The following is a 17529-nucleotide window of genomic DNA, read 5'->3' as shown; positions in this document are numbered from 1 at the left end:
GCGGCTGCTAAGGTGAAAGCCTCTAGGACGCGTCAGAAAAGCTTCCGGGAGACGGGGGGCGTTTCGGTGCTGGGCAGGCGTGACCGGTGGTCCACAACCGCCGTCTATGGTGCAGCTCACTACGGAAAGAGTCTGTTCTGGTACGGCGGAGAGGTTCTGTTCGCCTTCTTTCTGACCGAGGTTGCAGGTCTGACGCCCGCCCATATGGCCGGCGTCTTGGCGATCGGTTTTCTTATCAGCGCGATCTTCGACCTTCAGGCTGGGCGGATTCTGTTTCGCCGGTCGGCGGGCATGAGGCGCGCAGCTGGCCTGCAATCCCTCGGCGCGATCTTTAGCGGCGTCGCCTTGGTGGGGGTGGTCGCAACCGCCCTGCTTCCCTTTCCGATGCGCGTCGGCTGGGCCCTGACGACGGGCGTCCTGTTTCGCCTCGCCTTCGCCGTCTATGACGTCTCTCAAAACTCCCTGATGGCCAATGCGACCGCAGAGGTTGAGGCGCGGTCGCGTGTCGCGGTCACGCGCATCTTCGCCAGCGGCCTGGGCAATCTGAGCGTGGCCGTGGTGGTCGGTCCCTTGATCGCTGCTGAGCGGCGCGGCGGCGGCGGCGTCATGCTCATCGCCCTGGCGCTGATCGCGGCCCTGATCGCCATCACGACGGCGATCTTGTTGAACCGGCGCCTCAGGGGCCCAACGGATACAGCCGACCTTCACGTGCAGTCTCCGTTGAAGAGATCGGGCCTCGGCTTGGCGGCCCTATGGCCCCTGTTCGCCATGATGGTCCTGATGATGTTGGGCCCTTCTCTGTTTCAGAAGTTGGAGCCTTACTTCGCGACCCGCGCCTTCGCGTCATCGACGACGGGCGGCGCCCTCATCATCGCCGCCGCCGCAGGCGTCTGCTGCGGCCAACCGCTCTGGCTCATGATCTTTCCTCCGTCCCGCCGCATCGCCCTTTTCACGGTTTCGGCTCTGCTCCAGGCCGCCGGGGCCGTGGTCTTCCTCCTGGCGCCGTTCGACGCGCCGATCGCCTTCATCGCCGGCGCTTGGCTGTTCGGCCTGGGCAACGGCGGGCTGGGCATGGCGAAATGGGCCAGCTTCAGCGACTGGGCGTCCCGCCTTCCGGCCCACCGTCAGGGCCTCGCCTTCGCCATCTTCAGCGCCCTGGCGAAAATCACCCTGGCGCTGGGCGTGCTGATCGTCGCCGCCGCAATTCATCCGGGCGTGACCCCGGAGGGTTTGCGCGGGTTCATGGCCGCCGGCCCCGTCCTGACGTCGATAGGAATGATCATTCTGGCGCGACGGGCTGCGCCTCGCGAAACGGGCGACACGCTGGCTTCCGAAACCATGGGCGCATCACCACCTCGCACATCCTGAACAGCGTCGACATCCCATCTGATGTCGCGATCTGGCCGATCATATGAGAAAGCGAGGGCGCGGATCCGACAGCCGGCCTGACACAGATCAAAGGCTCAGTCGGGCGCCGTCGGCTTGACGGCCGGCCGGCGCCCAAGTCCCTCCACATAGGCGATCATGGCGGCCGGCTCGTGGTCGGGCGTAGCGACCAAGGAGGTTCCATCGACCTCGCGCAGGACCGGAATAGGGCGACGTTATTCTGGTGGGCCACTCTTATGGCGGCGTCGTGAACACCACCGATGGCGTCGATCACCCAAGCGAGCTAGCGTCTGCGGGTTCCAACCAAAGGAGTGCGATTGCCGACCGTGGATCTAGAAAACCCGACGGCCCTGCCAGGAGACAAGCTCCGCGACATGGTCCCGTTTGTGCGATGCGTTTCCTAGAGCGCCTGCGTTGCCATGTTGGAGGAAACCCGGGTCGCCGTGCGTCCAAATCAATGGACGGGAACGGAGATAGAAGATGTTAAACCGAATTTTGGCGGCGATTGTAATCGCGAGCGCGCTGCTTGGGGGACCAGCAGCCGCTCACACGGACCATATCACCTCCCCGAATGCGGCGTTTGGACATGACGTCGGCGACGATTATCAGTTGATCAACTATCGGCAGTTCGAAGCCTATCTCCACACGCTCGCCGCCCAGTCCGACCGCATGAAGCTGATGGAGGTCGGCAAGACGACCGAGGGGCGGACGCAGTATGTGGCCGCCGTCTCGTCTCCGGCGAACATCGCCCGCCTGGATCATTATCGCGACATCGCCCGCCGTCTGGCCAAGGCCGAAGGCGTGGACGAAGCCGAGGCGCGCGCCCTGGCGGCCGAGGGCAAGGCCGTGGTCTGGATCGACGGCGGCCTGCATGCGACCGAGACCGTGCCGCCCCAGGCCCTGATCGCCGCCGTCCATGAATGGGTGACGGCTCAGGATCCCGAGGCCCTGCGGGTGCTGGACGACGTCATCATCCTGTTCGCGCCACTGAATCCGGACGGCTGGGATCTGGTGGCGGACTGGTACATGCGGGAGGAGGACCCGGAGAAGCGGGAGTTTGCCAGCCTGCCGCGCCTCTATCAGGCCTACGTCGGCCACGACAACAATCGCGACTATTATCTGTCGGCGATGACGGAGACGACCAACGTCAACCGGATGCTGTTCCGGGAGTGGTTCCCTCAGATCGTCTACAACCACCATCAGCCGGCGCCGGCCGGGACGGTCGTGTTCATGCCGCCGTTCCGGGATCCCTTCAACTACAACTACGACCCCTTGGCGATGACCACCCTGTCGGAAGTCGCCGCCGCCATGCACAACCGGCTGGTCGCCGAGGGAAAGCCCGGCGCGACCATGCGCAGCGGCGCCCCCTATTCGACCTGGAACAACGGGATGGAGCGGTCGATCACCTATTTTCATAACGCCATCGGCCTGTTGACGGAGATCACCGGGCACCCGACGCCGAGCCGCATCGCCCTGGTTCCGGACAACCAGTTGCCGCGGAACGATCTGCCGGCCCCGATCGCGCCGCAGACCTGGCGGTTCCGGCAGTCGATCGACTATTCGCTGTCGATCAATCGGGCGGTGCTGGACTATGCCTCGCGCAATCGCGACCGGCTGTTGTTCAACATCTGGCGTATGGGGGCGAACGCCATCGCGCGGGGCGAGACCGACACCTGGCGCGTCACGCCGTCGCGGATCGACGCCCTGAAGGCGGCTGCGGGCCAGACCGGCCGCACCGCCGATCCCGCCCTTTACGACAAGGTGCTGCGTGATCCGGCGCTGCGCGATCCGCGCGCCTATGTCATCCCGGCAGACCAGGCCGATCTGCCGACGGCGATCGCCTTCCTCAACAGCCTGATCAAGACCGGCGTGGACGTGGATTGCGCGACCCGCGCCTTCTCCATCGCCGGAACCTCCTATCCGGCGGGATCCTTCATCGTGCGGACGAACCAGGCCTATCGGCCGCATGTGCTGGACATGTTCGAACCGCAGGATCATCCGCACGACCTGCGATATCCCGACGGTCCCCCCGTCCTGCCCTATGACGCGACCGGCTATACGCTGGCGCTGCAGATGGGGGTGAGGTTCGACCGGATTCTCGATCCGTTCGAGGCGCCGCTGGAGCGCGTGCCGGACCTGATCGCCGTGCCCGCCGGTAAGATTCGCGGACGGGGCGACGCGGGCTTCGTCGTCGATCATGCAGCGATCAACAGCTTCATCCTGAGCAACCGTCTGCTGAAGGCGGGGCAGCCGGTGTTCTGGCAGAAGACCGAGGTTCGTCTCGGCGCGCGCACCCTGGCGCCCGGCGCCCTGTGGATTCCGGAAAGCGAGACGTCGCGCGTCCTGGTCGAACAGGCGGTCGCCGAGCTGGGCCTGAACGCCGAAGCGGTGTCGCGCGCGCCGGCGGGCGACGCCATGGCGCTGAAGCCGGTGCGGATCGGTCTGGTGGATCGCTACGGCGGCTCCATGTCCGCAGGCTGGACCCGTTGGCTGCTGGAGCAGTTCGAGTTCCCCTTCGAGGTCGTTTACCCCCAGCGTCTCGACGCAGGTGACCTGAACAAGGATTTCGACGTCCTGGTGTTCGCGCCTGATCTGCTGCCCGGCGACTTCCCCAACGGGAGCGGGCGCGGACAGCCGGATCCCGAGACGATTCCCGAAGCCTATCGGTCCTGGCTGGGCGCCGTGACGCGAGAGAAGACCCTGCCGCAACTGACCCGCTTCGCTGAGGCCGGGGGCACGATCGTGACCGCAGGATCGGCCCATAAACTGGCCCTGGCCCTGGGGGCGCCGATCGAGGACGTGCTCTCGAACGCGGACAGGCCCCTGCCCTCCACCGACTTCTTCATCCCCGGCGCCTTGCTGGCGATGGACGTCGATCCGGCCGAGCCCCTGGCCTACGGCCTGCCGGCGCGACTGGATGTCTTCTTCGACGAGAACGCGGCCTTCACCGTGCGCGACGGCGCCCGGATCGCCGCCCGCTATCCCGCGACCCCTGTGGTGTCGAGCGGCTGGGCCATAGGGCCCGAGAAACTGGCCGGCGCCGCCGCCGTGGTCGATGCGCCTATGGGGCAGGGCCGGCTGATCATCCTGGGGCCGGACGTGATCAATCGCGCGCAGGCCCGGGCCTCGGTGCGGCTGTTGTTCAACGCCCTGTTCTACGGCCCGGCGACAGCGGCTGGGATCGTCGAATCCGTGGGCCGCATCCGGATAGAGGGTCAGGTTCACTGAAGCGCCCGCCGCTTGAGCGCGATCAACCAGGGTCCGGCAGCTTTCGGGCGACACCTCCTGGTCGGCCGTTCCCATGAAGACCTCGACCGGCGCATAGGTCTTGTACTCCCGCCGGAACCGTCCCTGGAGGCCGCAGCCCGGATAGAGGGCGAGACCCGCCCGGAAGCCGATCCGCCGCATGTCGCCGGGCTTGTCGTCAGCCAAGGCCGAAAGGACAGTGCTGGCGCCGTTGGAGAAGCCCATCAGGCCGATCCGGTCATCCGCCACCCCCTCCAGGCTGCGCAGGAACCGCAGCGCGCCATAGGCGTCCAGGGGGCGGATCGTCACTTCGTTGATCTCTGGCGGTCGCGAACTGTAGGTCCCGGCCGCGAAACCGGTCGGATAGCCTCGCGGCCCGAAACTGTCGACGACAAGGGCGTAGTACCCCCGGTCGGTCCAGTACTCGGCCCAGAATTTGAGTCGCAGCGTCAGGGTTCTCGCCTCATAGACCCCGCCGGCCAGGGACGAATAGACCCCGCCCCTGCCGTGCAGCAGGACGACCGCCGGCGCGCCGGATTCGGGCGTTGGTCCCTCCGGCCGGAACAGATAGTGAGGCGCCCCCCTCTGGTCCCTCGATCATTATGAGAGTCCAGGGGGTTGATAGCCGATCTGCTTCGCCGACGGGAGCGGCCGTGCGGCGGAGCTGATCAAGTTGCGCAGCCGAACGGCCGCGGGGTTCAGGCGCACCGCCTCCGGGGTCAGTCCCCCGTGCGCCGAGTGCGGCCTGACGTGGTTGTAGTCGATGCGCCAGCGCTCGATGACGGCGCGGGCCTCGGCCAGGGTGGCGAAGACCTCCTCGTTCAGACACTCGTCGCGGAGCCTGCCGTTGAAGCTTTCGACGAAGCCATTCTGCTGCGGCTTGCCCGGCGCGATGTAATGCCAGGCCACGCCGGTGCGGTTGGTCCATTCCAGGATGGCCCGGCTGGTCATCTCGGTCCCGTTGTCGCTGACGATCATGGCCGGACGCCCGCGTCGGGCGATCAGCCGGTCCAACTCGCGCGCCATGCGTGAGCCGCCGATCGAGGTGTCGACCACCAGAGCCAGGGCCTCGCGCGTGAAGTCGTCCACGATGCACAGGATGCGGAAGCGTCGGCCCCACGACAGACTGTCGGCCACGAAGTCCAGCGACCAGCGCTGGTTTGGGCCGTCCGGCAGGGCCATGGGCGCACGGGTTCCGGTGGCCCGCTTGCGGCCCCGTCGCCGTCGCACCGCCAAGCCTTCCTCCCGATAGAGCCGGAACAGCCGCTTCTTGTTCATGCTGAGGCCCTCCCGTTGCAACAGAATGCCCAAGCGCCGGTAGCCGAACCGGCGGCGCTCAGCCGCCAGGCTGCGCAGGCGCTCGCGCACCTCCACATCGCCCTGTTCAGGCTCGCGACGCACCGTCTTCGGATCGATCTGAACCAGCCCGCAGGCGCGCTTCTGGGAGAAGCCGCGCTCCGCCATCAGACGAAGCACGGCCGCTCTGCGCGCTGCAGGCCCGATCAGTTTTTTCCCAGAAGATCCTTCAGCGCCGACACGTCCAGCATCGACTCCGCCAGCAGCTTCTTCAGCCGCCGGTTCTCGTCTTCCAGCGCCTTCAGCTTCGTGGCGTCCGACACGCTCATGCCGCTGTACTTCGCCTTCCACCGATAGAAGGTCTGCTCGCTGATCCCGTGCCTTCGGCATACCTCCGCCGTCGGGCTTCCGGCCTCCTGCTCGCGCAGCACGCCTATGATCTGCGCTTCGTTGAACCTGCTCTTCTTCACGTCCGTCTCCTTGATGAAACGGACTCTCACTCAAAACGAGGGATCAGGAAGGGGGCGCCTCACTGGTCTGCGGGAACCAGAGACGACCGAGAGCCCCGACGAGCAGGAGGATGGCTTCGTCCGTGCCAAGGAGGCGTTCGATCAACTGCAACGCTTCGAAGTCGCGCTCCGTCGCTTCATCGAGCGTGTGATGCAGGCCGCTTTTGGCGACGATTGGATGAAGCGGCAACTCCCCGCCAACATGCTCGACGCTTGGATCGACAAGCGAGATAAAGCAGTGAAAGCCGGATATCCCGAGCAACCGCTAATCGACTATGCGGATTTCACCGACTATCGAGCGATCATCGAACGTAAGGACAACTGGCGGGCGGTGTTCAAGCCGGTGTTCGGCCGCGCAGAGGATGTGCGGGAATCCTTCCAGCGCCTGTTCCCTGTCCGCATTACGACGATGCACGCCCGTCTCATCACCAGGGACGACGAACTGCTTCTGCTGGTCGAGACGAAGCGTGTCCTGAAGGCGATCCGAGGCCAGTAACTAACGGTAAGGCACATTCGGCTCGCCGAGGACGGTAGCCGCCGGGACAAGCGGAAGATCCTGAGCGCGTCCCCCCGAAGGGGACCTGGCAAATGACCGCTAAGAGTCGAGGCTGTGTAAAAACGTCTTGGTATGGAGCGAATTAGCTTAGCCTTCTGAGGTCAGCAGGAGGTGGGTATGAGCCGCTTCGTTCAGGGTGCAGATCGCCGGCAGCAGACGCTGCTTCCCGAGTGTCTTGATGACTATGTGGCCGAGGATAATCCGGTCCGGGTGGTCGATGTCTTCGTCGACGAGCTGGATCTGAAGGGGCTGGGGTTTGAGGGGATGACGCCCGCAGCGACGGGACGGCCCGCTTACCACCCGGCCATGCTGCTGAAGCTCTACGTCTACGGCTACCTGAACAAGGTGCAGTCGAGCCGGCGACTGGAGCGTGAGGCGCAGCGCAACGTCGAACTGATGTGGCTAACGGGGCGGCTGGCGCCGGACCACAAGACCATCGCCGACTTCCGCCGCGAGAATGGCCCTGCGATCCAGGCGGCCTGTGCGCAGTTCGTGGTGCTGTGCCGACAGTTGGGCCTGTTCGGATCGGCCCTCGTCGCCATCGACGGTTCGAAGTTCAAGGCGGTGAACACCCGCGACAAGAACTTCACCGCCTACAAGGTGAAGCGGCGGATCGAGCAGGTTGCCGAGCACATCGCCAGCTACCTCGAGGACCTCGATACGGCCGATCGGCACGAGGGGGATGGCGTGGAGGCACGGTCGGTGAGGCTGGTCGAGAAGATCGATCGCCTTCGCGCCCAGATGGCGATGCTGAAGGTCATGGAGGCTGAGGTCGAGGCGTCGCCGGACGGCCAGGTGTCCCTGACCGATCCCGACGCCCGCGCCATGGCGACGTCAGGCCGGGGGAGTGGCATCGTCGGCTACAACGTCCAATCCGCCGTCGAGGGCGAGCATCACCTGATCGTCGCCCACGAGGTGGTGATGACCGGCTCGGACAAGCAACAGCTGGCGAACATGGCGGGTCAGGCCAAGGAGGCCATGGGCGTGGAGAGGCTCGATGTGCTGGCGGACCGGGGCTACTTCTCCGGCGAAGAAATCCTGGCCTGTGAGGCCCTGGGCGCGACGCCCTTCGTGCCAAAGACGCTGACGTCAGGCGCAAAGGCGAATGGGCGCTTCGGCAAGCAGGACTTCGTCTATCTGCCAGATCAAGACGTCTACCGTTGCCCGGCCGGCTCCCTGCTTCCGTACCACATGACCGTCGTCGAAAGAGGCATGACGCTGCATCGGTACTGGGATCGGGCCAGTTGCACAGGCTGTAGCATCAAGGCTCAGTGCACGCCTGCGGTCGAACGAAAGGTCACGCGGTGGGAGCATGAAGCGGTGATCGATGCCCTTCAAACCCGAATGGACCTGAGGCCCAGAGCCATGCGTGAACGGCGAAGCCTGGTCGAACACCCGTTCGGCACCATTAAGGCCTGGATGGGCCACTCCCACTTCCTGATGAAGCGGTTGCCCAACGTGAAGACCGAGATCAGCCTCCACATCCTGGCCTACAATATGAAGCGGGTGATGGCGGTGATGGGAACCAGGCCGTTGATGGAGGCGATCCGGGCCTGAGCACGAGGCGTCCTGCGCTTCGTCTCAACCTCCGCCCCGCCGTCGCTCAGCACGTTTTTACACGGCCTCAGTCACGTGCCGACATTCGAACTCACGAAAAAGCCGCGCGCCCCCAAAGGGCGCGCGGCGAGTTTTTCCTCAATCCGGCGCGGCGGCTATTCGGCCGCGAACGCGTAGGCGTCGGCGTCGGGCGGCGTCACGGCTTCGGCCGCCTCGCCCTCGTCGTCTTCCTCCGGCGCCCCGGCCACGGCCGTCCGCAGGACAACTGGCAGCCATCCCTTGCCCTCGACCAGCCTCTCCGCCGCCTCGGCCATGTCGGCCTTCTTGAACCCGGCGATCCGGCCCGCCTCCTCGGCGTTGACGGCCTCGGTCACGGCGTCCAGCACCCGCGCCTTGGACACGCGGGCGAAGTAGCTGGCCGCCGTCGCCGACCACGTCCCCGTCATGTCGAGGCCGACCGCCGCCGCCAGCGTCTCGGCCTGCGCCAAGGCGCCGGGCCGCCGGTCGTTCGGGTCACGCACGGCGTAGAGGCCGACCCCGGCGCAGCAGGCCATCAGGTCAAGCTGCTCCGAGGGCGCCAGACCTGTCACCACGCTCCAGAGGTCTTCCGCCCGCTCGGGCAGGCGCGCGCCCCACGCCTCGCACCGGTCGCGAACCCGGCGACCGGCGGGACCGTCCTCCACCCCCGGCGCCAGCCGCTCCAGTCCGCTGACCGTCATCCGAAGCTGCAGCGGCGTCCAGACGCCGTAGGTCGGATAGAAGACCTGCAGGGCCAAGGCGTGGACCACGGTCGCCAGCGCCGCCCCCGCATCGGCCTGCACCGCGTCTCGCAGGCCCATGGTTCTGTGGGCCGTCAGGTCGATGACCAGCCGGTCCGAGAGGGCCGCGCCCGCCTCCTCCGGCTCGGCTCGGATCCGGTCCGCCTCCGACCCGGCCCCGGTCCCGACGTCCTCAGCTGCTCCGTCCTCGAAGGGCGGCGGCGGTTCGGCGACCGCCACCGCGTCCTCGGCCCTGACCAGCCCGCGCTCGAAGCGGGCCAGACCGTCGTGGCCCAGCAGGACCACGATCCCGGCCCGCGCCCTGGCCTCGGGCGTGTAGGCGAAGTCCGGGCCGAAGGCCTGCAAGGCCTTGTCGATCTCTTCCAGCCGGGCGTCCACCTCGGGCGGCAGCATCTCCGCCGCGTCGGTTTCCGAAACCAGACGGTCGTATTCCTCCGACAGGGCCGCGATGACGGCGGCGTCCGCCGCCGACCGCTTGACCGCCACCGGATAGACCCGTCCGAACGCGGAGAGGTCCGGATACTCAAGACCCGCCTCGGCCCATTTCCAGCCCTCGCGCTCGCGCGCCTCCTCGGCCAGCCCCGCCAGCTTGTCGCCGACCAGCCGGTCCAGCAGCCCCACGTCCTCCAGCCAGCCGCCGCCGTCCTCGGTGAAGAGGTCGCGCAGCACCGCCCCGCCTTCGGCCTCATAGGCCTCGACGCCGACGAAGCGCACCCGCCGGTCATCGACGCGGACCTTGGCCTCGGTCATGGCGCGGCGGATGGCGTAGGCCGGGGTGTGCGGCCCGACCTGCTCCAGCACTTGCCGTTGCCGCTCCCGGTCCTCGCTGACGCAGAAGGCCGTCAACTGGTCGAGCGCCAGCGTCCCGTCCCGATAGGCCGCCATCAACTCCGGCGCCGCCGACCCGAGCCGCAGCCGCTGGCGCACGACGTGGGCCGACACCCCGAACCGGGCGCCGATTTCCTCGGGGCCGTAGCCCTTCTCCACGGCCAGCCGCTGGAAGGCCTCAAACTGGTCGGCGGGATGCATGGCCTCGCGGGTCATGTTCTCGTCCAGACTGATTTCGTGGGCGTCGTTGTCGGCGTCCACGATCACCCGCACCGGATGGGTGCGCTTGATCGCCTTGCGCTTGGCCAGCAGCCGCAGCCCCTGACGGCGCCCCTCCCCGATGGTGACGAGATAGTTCCCGGTCGGGACGCCCTCCCCGTCCCGCTCGACCTCGACCACGGGCGGCTGCAACACCCCCTTGGCCCTGATGGAGGCCGCGAAGGCCTCGATGGTCGCCGCGTTGTGCGGGGTCTTCCTCGCATTTTTCGGCGAAGCCTTGAGCCGGTTCAGCGGCACGATCAGTTCCGCGCCGTGCTGCGGCGCGGTCGCCTCCGTCGCGACGGTTTCGATGGATTGAGCAGTCATGTCTGCCTCCTTTGGGCATGGGTTGCAGGCACGCGAACTGCGCGCCTGAAACCCTGCCCGTCGGCGAGACCGGGGTAGCAAGGGCCAGGGCGGACCGGCCGGAGGGGGATCGCCCGGGCTGCACAAGCCGATGATGATGATCATGAACAGCATGACCGCGCGGAAGGCCGGGGAGACCGGCCGGTCCGGCGGCGGAGCCGCTTCACCCTGGCCCGCGCGAGGGCGGAGCCCTTAGCGCTTCCGAGCGGCGTGGCGGCGTGCGCCTGTGGACGAGACGTCCAGCCAGGCGGAGTCCACCTTGACCCTGCCTCCTGTTCCGCTTTTGTTCTTGCCATGCCCTACCGCAAGACCGTCATTGTCGAATGGCAGACCGCCGGCGACCGCCGCTCCTATTTCGTGCGGCCCGGCAGCCGGTCCCGCCCGTGGATCTGGTTCCGGGACGGCGACGTGCCGCCCTTCGACGAGGCTTGCGCCCGCTTCGTGGTCGAGAAGCGCGCCGGCCGCTGGGTGGCGGTGGAGCGGGCCTGAGAGCGTCGCCGTCCGGCGAACGGGCTGACGGCGACGCCCGCACGCCGCCATGCCGTCGGATCGATACGCCCCTCGACCGCTAGTCGGCGGCCTCCGCCTGTGCCTTGCGGGCGTCCTCCAGAATCTCCAGGCCGCCCCTGGCGGCGATCCCGGCGACGATGACGCCGACCACCAGGTCCGGCCAGGACTGGTCCAGCCACAGCACCAGTCCGCCCGCGACGATGATGCCGCCGTTGGAGGCGAAGTCGTTGAGACTGAAGGTCTCGGCGGCGCGCAGATTGACGTCGTCGCCGTCCAGCCGCCGCAGCAGTTGCAGACAGATCAGGTTCACCACCGCCGCGACGACAGCCAAGACAATCATGGTCCCGCCGATCGGCTCGGCCCCCAGCCACCACCGCCGGCCGGCGTCGACCAGGACGCCGACGGCGAAGATGAGCAGCAGGACGCCCGACGTCGTCGCCGCGCGCCGCTTCCAGGTCAGGGCCCGGCCGACCGCGAGGAAGCTGATCAGATAGACGACGCTGTCGGAGGCGTTGTCCAGCGCGTTGGCCAGCAAGGCGCTGGAGTCCGCCAGCAGGCCGCCGAGACCGAGCCCGGCGAACAGCAGGCCGTTGAGGATCAGGACGACCAGCAGGGTCCTCCGCTGGCGCTCATGCCGGCCATTGACGGTCACAGGGGTTCCTCCCTCTTCTCCAGAATGCGCGCGGCCAGGGTCGGCAGCACCAGAAGCGTCAGCAGCGTGGCGGTCAGCAGGCCGCCGATGACCACGGTGGCCAGCGGTTTCTGGACCTCGGCGCCGGCCCCGAAGGCGAAGGCCATCGGGATGAAGCCCAGCATCGCGACCAGGGCCGTGGTCAGAACGGCCCTGAGGCGACTGACGGCCCCCTCGACGGCCGCCGTCAGGGGCGCGGCCCCTTCCTCGTAACGCTGGCGAATGGCCTGCATCAGCACAAGCCCGTTCAGCGTCGCGACCCCCGAGACGGCGATGAAGCCGACCGCGGCCGAGATCGAGAACGGCATGCCGCGCAGCAGGAGCGCCACCGCCCCGCCGACCAGGGCCAGGGGCACGCCGGCGAAGACCAGGGCCGCGTCCTTGAGCGAGCGCAACGCCAGGAACAACAACAGGCCGATGGTCAGGAAGACCAGAGGCACGATCATCGCCAGGCGGGCGCTGGCGCGTTCGAGGTTCTCGAACTGCCCGCCCCAGTCGAACCAGCCGGACACAGGCGGGCGCACCTCGCGACCGACGGCTGCGCGCGCCTCGTTGACGAAGCCGCCGAGATCGCGGCCCCGGACGTTGGCCTGGACGACGATGCGCCGCTTGCCGTTCTCGCGGCTGATCTGGTTGGGGCCCTCGGTGACCTCGAACCGGGCGACCGCCGAAAGGGGCACTGTCAACGCGCCCGGTTCGGCCGCTTCCGGCATCACCGGCAACTGGGCCATCACCGCCGGATCGTTGCGCAGATCGTCGGCCAGGCGGACGACGACATCGAAGCGGCGGTCGCCTTCCAGGATGTGGCCGGCCGACCGCCCGCCCAGGGCGATGGCCAACGCATCGGCCGCGTCGCTGGCGTGCACGCCTTGCGCCGCCGCGATGGTCCGGTCGACGGCGGCGGTGATCGACGGCTGGCCCGAGACCTGTTCGACGCGGACATCGGCCGCGCCGGGGATGCGTCGGAGGACGGCGGCGACCTGATCCGCGCTGGCCTGCATGGCGGCGAAGTCGTCGCCATAGACGGAGACGGCCACGTCGGAGCGAACCCCGGCGATCAGCTCGTTGAAGCGCATCTGGATCGGCTGGGTGAATTCGTAGTTGTTGCCGAGCAGGTGACCCAGGTTCTCCTCCATGCGCTCGACCAGCTCGGCCTTGGCCAGGGAGGGGTTCGGCCACTCGTCGCGCGGCTTGAGCATGACGAAGGTGTCGGAGATCGAGGGCGGCATGGGATCGGAGGCCACTTCGGCGGTGCCGGTCCGGGTGAAGACCTGCTCCACCTCCGGCATCGCCTGCAGGGTTCGTTCGACCTGGAACTGCATGGCCTGGCTCTGTTCGAGCGAGGTGGACGGCACCCGCAGCGCCTGGACCAGAACGTCGCCCTCGTCGAGCGTCGGCACGAACTCGCGACCGAGACTGAGGAAGGCGAGCAATCCGACGAGAAGCGCGAGTCCCGCCCCGACGACGACGGCACGCGGGCGGTCGACCACCCGCCGCAGGAGCGGCTCGTAGCGGGCCTTGGCCGCCCGGCTCAGCCGGGTCTCGTCGTCGTGCCCCTTGGGCTCCCGCACCCAGATGGCGGCCATGGCCGGCACGAAGGTGAAGGACAGGATGAAGGCGCCGAGCAGGGCGAACATCACGGTGCCGGCCATGGGGCCGAACATCTTGCCCTCGACGCCTTCGAACATCAGCAGCGGCGCATAGACCAGAAGGATGATGGCCTGGCCGAAGGCGGCCGGCCGCGCCATTTCTTTAGCCGCGTCGACCGCCACGGCCAGCCGTTCGGGCAGGCTCAGGGCGCGGCCGACGCTCTCGCGCCGCATGGCGAGCCGCCGCAGGGTGTTTTCGATGACGACCACGGCGCCGTCGACGATCAGGCCGAAGTCGAGCGCGCCCAGGCTGAGCAGATTGGCGCTGATCCCGAAGCGGTTCATGGCCGTAGCGGCGAACAGGAAGCTGAGCGGGATGACCAGAGCGGTGATGATCGCAGCCCGCACATTGCCGAGCGCGAAGAACAGCACGGCGATAACCAGCAGGGCGCCGAGGGCGAGGTTGTGCTCGACGGTGCGGATCGTGGCCTCGACCAGTTGGGTGCGATCCAGCGCCGGCTTGACCACGACGCCAGGGGGCAGGCTCGCGCCGATCTCCTTCAGCCGCTCGCCGACGCGATGCGCCACGGCGCGCGAGTTCTCGCCCTGGAGCATCAGGGCCGTGCCCACCACGGTCTCGCGGCCGTTGCTGCTGGCCGAGCCGAGGCGCGGCGCGCGGCCGATCTCGACCATGGCCACGTCGGAGACCCGGATCACCTGGCCGCCGCGATTGAGGATCGGGGTCTGGGCCAGCTCCTCGAGGCTGCGGATCCGCGCGTCGGCCCGGACGATGTAGGCTTCGCCGGCCCGGTTGACATAGCCGGCCCCGGCGATGCGGTTGGCGTGTTCGAGCGCCTCGACCAGTTGCACAAGGCCCACGCCATAGGCGGCGAGACGCGCGGGATCGGGATGGACCGCGTACTCCTTCACATAGCCGCCCTGGACGTCGATGCCGGCGACGCCTTCGACGGTCTTGAGCTGGGGCGCGATGATCCAGTCCTGGACCGTGCGCAGATAGGTGGCCTTCTCCTCGTCGGTGGTCAGACGCTCGCCCTCGGGCGTGAGGTAGACGGCGCCTGTGCGGGCGGCCGGACCGGTCAGCTCGACGGTGAAGATGAAGACTTCGCCGAGGCCGGTGACCACCGGCCCCATGGAGGGTTGGACGCCTTCCGGAAGGTCGTCCCGAGCCGCCTGCATGCGCTCGTTCACCAAGCTGCGCGCGAAATAGATGTCGGTCCGATCGGTGAAGACGGCGGTGATCTGCGAGAAGCCGTGCCGCGACAGCGACCGGGTCTCGACCAGGCCCGGTAGGCCGGCCAGCGCCGTCTCCATCGGGAAGGTCACCTGACGCTCGACCTCCTCCGGCCCGAGCGCGGGCGCGACGGTGGTCACCTGGACCTGGCGGTTGGTGATGTCCGGGACGGCGTCGATGGGCAGCCGCACCAGTTCGCGCACGCCGAAGCCGGCGAGGACGATCGCGGCCAACACGACGAGCCAGCGATAGCGCACGGCGCCCGAGATGATCCGGTCGAGCATCAGTCGTGGTCCTCCACGGCGCCCTTGCCGAGCTCGGCCTTCAGCAGGAAGGCGTTCGCGCCGGCGATGCGCTCGGAGCCGGTCAGGCCGCGAACGATCTCGATGCGGTCGACGGCCCGCCGGCCCGGAACCACCGGCTGGGCCCGGAAGCCCGTCGGGGTGACGACGAACACGACACTGGCGCCGTCGACGGTCTGCACCGCCTCGGCCGGGACGGCGATGCCGCTTTCGCCGCCGGTGATGATCGAGCCGCTCACCGCCGAACCCGGCGGCGGCGCGACGCCGTCGGCCCGGGCGCGGATCAGGGTCGATCCGGATTGCGCGTCGGCGCCCGGGGCCACGGCGGTGACCACGGCCGCATACTCGGCTCCGTCCGCGCCCTGGACCGTGATGCGCGCACCGGGCCTGACCGTCGCCGCCAGGGCGGCGGGGGCGTTGAAGACCAGTTCGACGCGGTTGGGATTGGCGATGGTCGCGACCGGATCGCCCTGCTGGACGACGCCGCCTAGTCCGACTCTCAGGGCCGTGACGACCCCGGCGATCGGGGCGACGATCGTCGCCCGCCCGCTGGCGTTGGGGCCTCCAGCGGCGGCGACCCGGGCCCGGCTGGCGCGGGCCTGGGCCTCGGCGGCGGCGGCGCGCGCCTGCGACGCTTCGACGTCCTGGCGCGCGACCACGCCCTGGTCGAACAGATTGGCGTCGCGCGTCCGCGCGGCGGAGGCGGCGCGGGCTTCGGCGGTCGCGGCGTCGGCCTCCGCCCGAAGGGTCGCGCCATCCCCGCTGATCACGACCGCGATCGGCTGGCCGGCGCGGACGACCGAACCCGGCGCGACCAGCAGCCGTTCAATGCGGCCGCCGAGGGCGGCGCCGACGGACGCCTGGGCGTCCGGCGCGGCCTCGACCCGTCCGGCGAGGTGGGTTTCGCCGCCGCCGCCGGACTGCACCGAGACGATGCGGATGCCGGCGGCCTGGGCCTCGGCCGGCGACAGGGTGACGACGCCGGGTTCGCCGCCTTCGCCCTCTTCGGCATGGCCTTCCTCTCCCTCGGCCGCCGTTCCGGCCGCGGGCGCGGCGGTCAGCCGGGCGGCGCCGTAACCGGCGCCGACGGCCACGATCAGGGCGGCGACCGCCGCGGCGGTCCTGGTGCGGGTGTTCATAGTTGAGCTCCAAAGGGGGCGCGGCCTTCGAGGCGCGCGAGTTCGGCTTCGGCCCGGGCCCGCATCAGGCGAGCCGCGATGGCGACGTCCCGGGCCTGCACGAGACCGCTGCGGGTGCTGCGCAGTTCCAGTTGGGAGAGACGGCCGGCCTCGAAGCCGATCCGCGTCAGGCGGTAGGCCTCGGTCGCCGCCGTCACGGCGGCGTCGGCGGCGACGACGCGGCTGGCGGCCGCGTCCCGCCGGGCGGCGGCGGCGCGCCAGACGGCGTCGGCGTCGAGGCGCGCGCCCCTAAGCCTCGCCTCGGCGGCGCGCACCTCGGCCTCCGCGGCCAAGACCCCGCCCCGGTTCCGGTCGAACAGCGGCAGTTGCAGGCTGACGCCGGCGGTCAGCGCGGTGGCGTCCTCGGCCTCGAACCGCCGGACCCCGACGCTGGCGCGAACGTCCGGTCGGCCGCGCGCCGTTTCGACGCGCACCCGGCCCTGGGCCGCGCCGCGCTCGGCGACGAGGGCCAGAACGGCCGGCGCATCGGCCGCCTGACCTACTGAGGCCGTGGGCGATCGATCGAGCAGGGAGCTCTCCACGGAGGTGAGCGGCGTCTGTCCGCCGGCCAGGGCGGTCAGCTCGGCGAAGGCCGCGTCGCGCTCGGCCCGCGCCTCGTCGAGCGCGGCGCGCGCCGCCGCCGCTTCGCTCTCGCCCTGGATGCCGCGCAGCAGCGGCTCCCGGCCCTCCTCGACGAGGATCAAGGCCGCGCGCGCGTCGGCGACCGCGAGTTCGAGCGCCTCTTCAGCCAGGGCGTATCGCCGCTGCGCGGCCTCCGCCTCGGCGTAGGCGACCGCGAGCGCGGCGGCGACTTGCAGCCGGCTGGCGTCGCGGCGCCAGCGAGCGGCTTCACGTTCCGATTGAGCCACACCGACACGGGCGCCGCGACGTCCCCAAAGCTCCAGATCCTGCGAGACCGTCAGGGTGGTCTCGGCTCCATCCACCCCCTGGAAGGGACCCCGACCGAGGATGTTCTCGACCTCGAGCCCCAGTTCGGGATTGGGCCGCACGCCAGCCTGCGCCAGGCGGCCTTCGGCGGCGGCCAGATCGGCGTCGGCTTCGGCCGCGGCGGGCGCGGTCAATGCCTGGGTCAGCAGTTGTTCAAAGGCCGGCGCGGGGTCGGCCCAAGCCGGAAAGCCGGCCGCCAGAGCCAGGACGGCGAAGGCGCAGCCGACCGCGCGCGGCGGCCGACAGGGAGGTGACAGAGACATCATCGGGGTTCCAGA

The 17529-nt window shown here is 69.0% G+C and carries 11 protein-coding genes and 1 pseudogene; 5 read left to right on the top strand and 7 right to left on the bottom strand.

Annotation, left to right across the window (positions count from 1 at the left end):
- The first annotated feature begins 66 nt into the window (after positions 1-66).
- Together ACW178_RS07945 and ACW178_RS07940 are read left to right on the top strand one after the other, a co-directional pair.
- Positions 67-1368: an MFS transporter gene (locus ACW178_RS07945; RefSeq protein WP_191558028.1), complete on the top strand. Its 1302-nt coding sequence runs from the start codon at positions 67-69 to the stop codon at positions 1366-1368.
- 627 nt (positions 1369-1995) lie between these two features.
- Positions 1996-4614, top strand: coding sequence for a M14 family metallopeptidase (locus tag ACW178_RS07940; RefSeq protein WP_492024450.1), 2619 nt, complete (start codon positions 1996-1998; stop codon positions 4612-4614).
- On the opposite strand, the pseudogene ACW178_RS07935 reads toward ACW178_RS07940, so the two are convergent.
- Positions 4600-5079: pseudogene (locus ACW178_RS07935) on the bottom strand (dienelactone hydrolase family protein); the annotation flags it as partial. The gene ACW178_RS07940 and the pseudogene ACW178_RS07935 sit on opposite strands and share 15 nt — an antisense overlap.
- A 153-nt stretch (positions 5080-5232) precedes the next feature.
- Positions 5233-6398, bottom strand: a protein-coding gene (locus ACW178_RS07930; RefSeq protein ID WP_191559183.1) for an IS3 family transposase whose coding sequence is annotated in 2 segments (ribosomal slippage) — positions 5233-6140 and positions 6140-6398 — 1167 coding nt in all. Because the reading frame shifts where the segments join, the coding sequence is not laid out codon by codon here.
- On the opposite strand from ACW178_RS07930, the gene ACW178_RS07925 reads away from it, so the two are divergent.
- Together ACW178_RS07925 and ACW178_RS07920 are read left to right on the top strand one after the other, a co-directional pair.
- Positions 6379-6933, top strand: a complete 555-nt coding sequence (locus ACW178_RS07925; protein WP_492024449.1) for a Swt1 family HEPN domain-containing protein — start codon at positions 6379-6381, stop codon at positions 6931-6933. The two genes, ACW178_RS07930 and ACW178_RS07925, sit on opposite strands and share 20 nt — an antisense overlap.
- A gap of 177 nt (positions 6934-7110) precedes the next feature.
- On the top strand, positions 7111-8550 hold the full coding sequence (locus ACW178_RS07920) for an IS1182 family transposase (RefSeq protein WP_287105140.1): 1440 nt from the start codon (positions 7111-7113) through the stop codon (positions 8548-8550).
- A gap of 155 nt (positions 8551-8705) precedes the next feature.
- Here the strand turns inward: ACW178_RS07920 and ACW178_RS07915 are convergent, their stop codons facing one another.
- Entirely contained in the window at positions 8706-10742 is a 2037-nt protein-coding gene (locus ACW178_RS07915; protein WP_287104355.1) for a ParB/RepB/Spo0J family partition protein, read from the bottom strand.
- A 333-nt stretch (positions 10743-11075) separates the two neighbouring features.
- Here ACW178_RS07915 and ACW178_RS07910 point away from each other — a divergent pair, with 333 nt between their 5' ends.
- On the top strand, positions 11076-11270 hold the full coding sequence (locus ACW178_RS07910; RefSeq protein WP_184272789.1) for a hypothetical protein: 195 nt from the start codon (positions 11076-11078) through the stop codon (positions 11268-11270).
- Between the two features lie 79 nt (positions 11271-11349).
- Here ACW178_RS07910 and ACW178_RS07905 read toward each other — a convergent pair whose 3' ends face one another.
- Genes ACW178_RS07905 through ACW178_RS07890 form a run of 4 tightly spaced genes read right to left on the bottom strand, consistent with a single transcriptional unit; the run spans position 11350 to position 17517 of the window.
- Complete coding sequence (locus tag ACW178_RS07905; protein ID WP_224762133.1) at positions 11350-11943, bottom strand: cation efflux transmembrane domain-containing protein; 594 nt, start codon at positions 11941-11943, stop codon at positions 11350-11352.
- The gene (locus tag ACW178_RS07900; RefSeq protein WP_184272786.1) at positions 11940-15107 is read right to left on the bottom strand and encodes an efflux RND transporter permease subunit; all 3168 of its coding nucleotides are present in this window, start codon (positions 15105-15107) and stop codon (positions 11940-11942) included. Before ACW178_RS07900 ends, ACW178_RS07905 begins: the two co-directional genes overlap by 4 nt.
- On the bottom strand, positions 15107-16264 hold the full coding sequence (locus ACW178_RS07895) for an efflux RND transporter periplasmic adaptor subunit (RefSeq protein WP_191558086.1): 1158 nt from the start codon (positions 16262-16264) through the stop codon (positions 15107-15109). The genes ACW178_RS07900 and ACW178_RS07895 overlap by 1 nt, the downstream gene beginning before the upstream one ends.
- Positions 16261-17517: a TolC family protein gene (locus tag ACW178_RS07890; protein WP_224762132.1), complete on the bottom strand. Its 1257-nt coding sequence runs from the start codon at positions 17515-17517 to the stop codon at positions 16261-16263. The genes ACW178_RS07895 and ACW178_RS07890 overlap by 4 nt, the downstream gene beginning before the upstream one ends.
- Between the last annotated feature and the right edge of the window lie 12 nt (positions 17518-17529).

The sequence above is a fragment of the Brevundimonas sp. AVps4 genome (assembly GCF_058681525.1).
This window is presented reverse-complemented; position numbering and strand designations above follow the sequence as displayed.

Bases quoted from the DNA above. Each gene is read 5' to 3' on its own strand.
- ACW178_RS07895 (WP_191558086.1), bottom strand. From the start codon at position 16,264: ATGAACACCCGCACCAGGACCGCCGCGGCGGTCGCCGCCCTGATCGTG.
- ACW178_RS07890 (WP_224762132.1), bottom strand. From the start codon at position 17,517: ATGATGTCTCTGTCACCTCCCTGTCGGCCGCCGCGCGCGGTCGGCTGC.
- ACW178_RS07910 (WP_184272789.1), top strand. From the start codon at position 11,076: ATGCCCTACCGCAAGACCGTCATTGTCGAATGGCAGACCGCCGGCGAC.
- ACW178_RS07920 (WP_287105140.1), top strand. From the start codon at position 7,111: ATGAGCCGCTTCGTTCAGGGTGCAGATCGCCGGCAGCAGACGCTGCTT.
- ACW178_RS07915 (WP_287104355.1), bottom strand. From the start codon at position 10,742: ATGACTGCTCAATCCATCGAAACCGTCGCGACGGAGGCGACCGCGCCG.
- ACW178_RS07900 (WP_184272786.1), bottom strand. From the start codon at position 15,107: ATGCTCGACCGGATCATCTCGGGCGCCGTGCGCTATCGCTGGCTCGTC.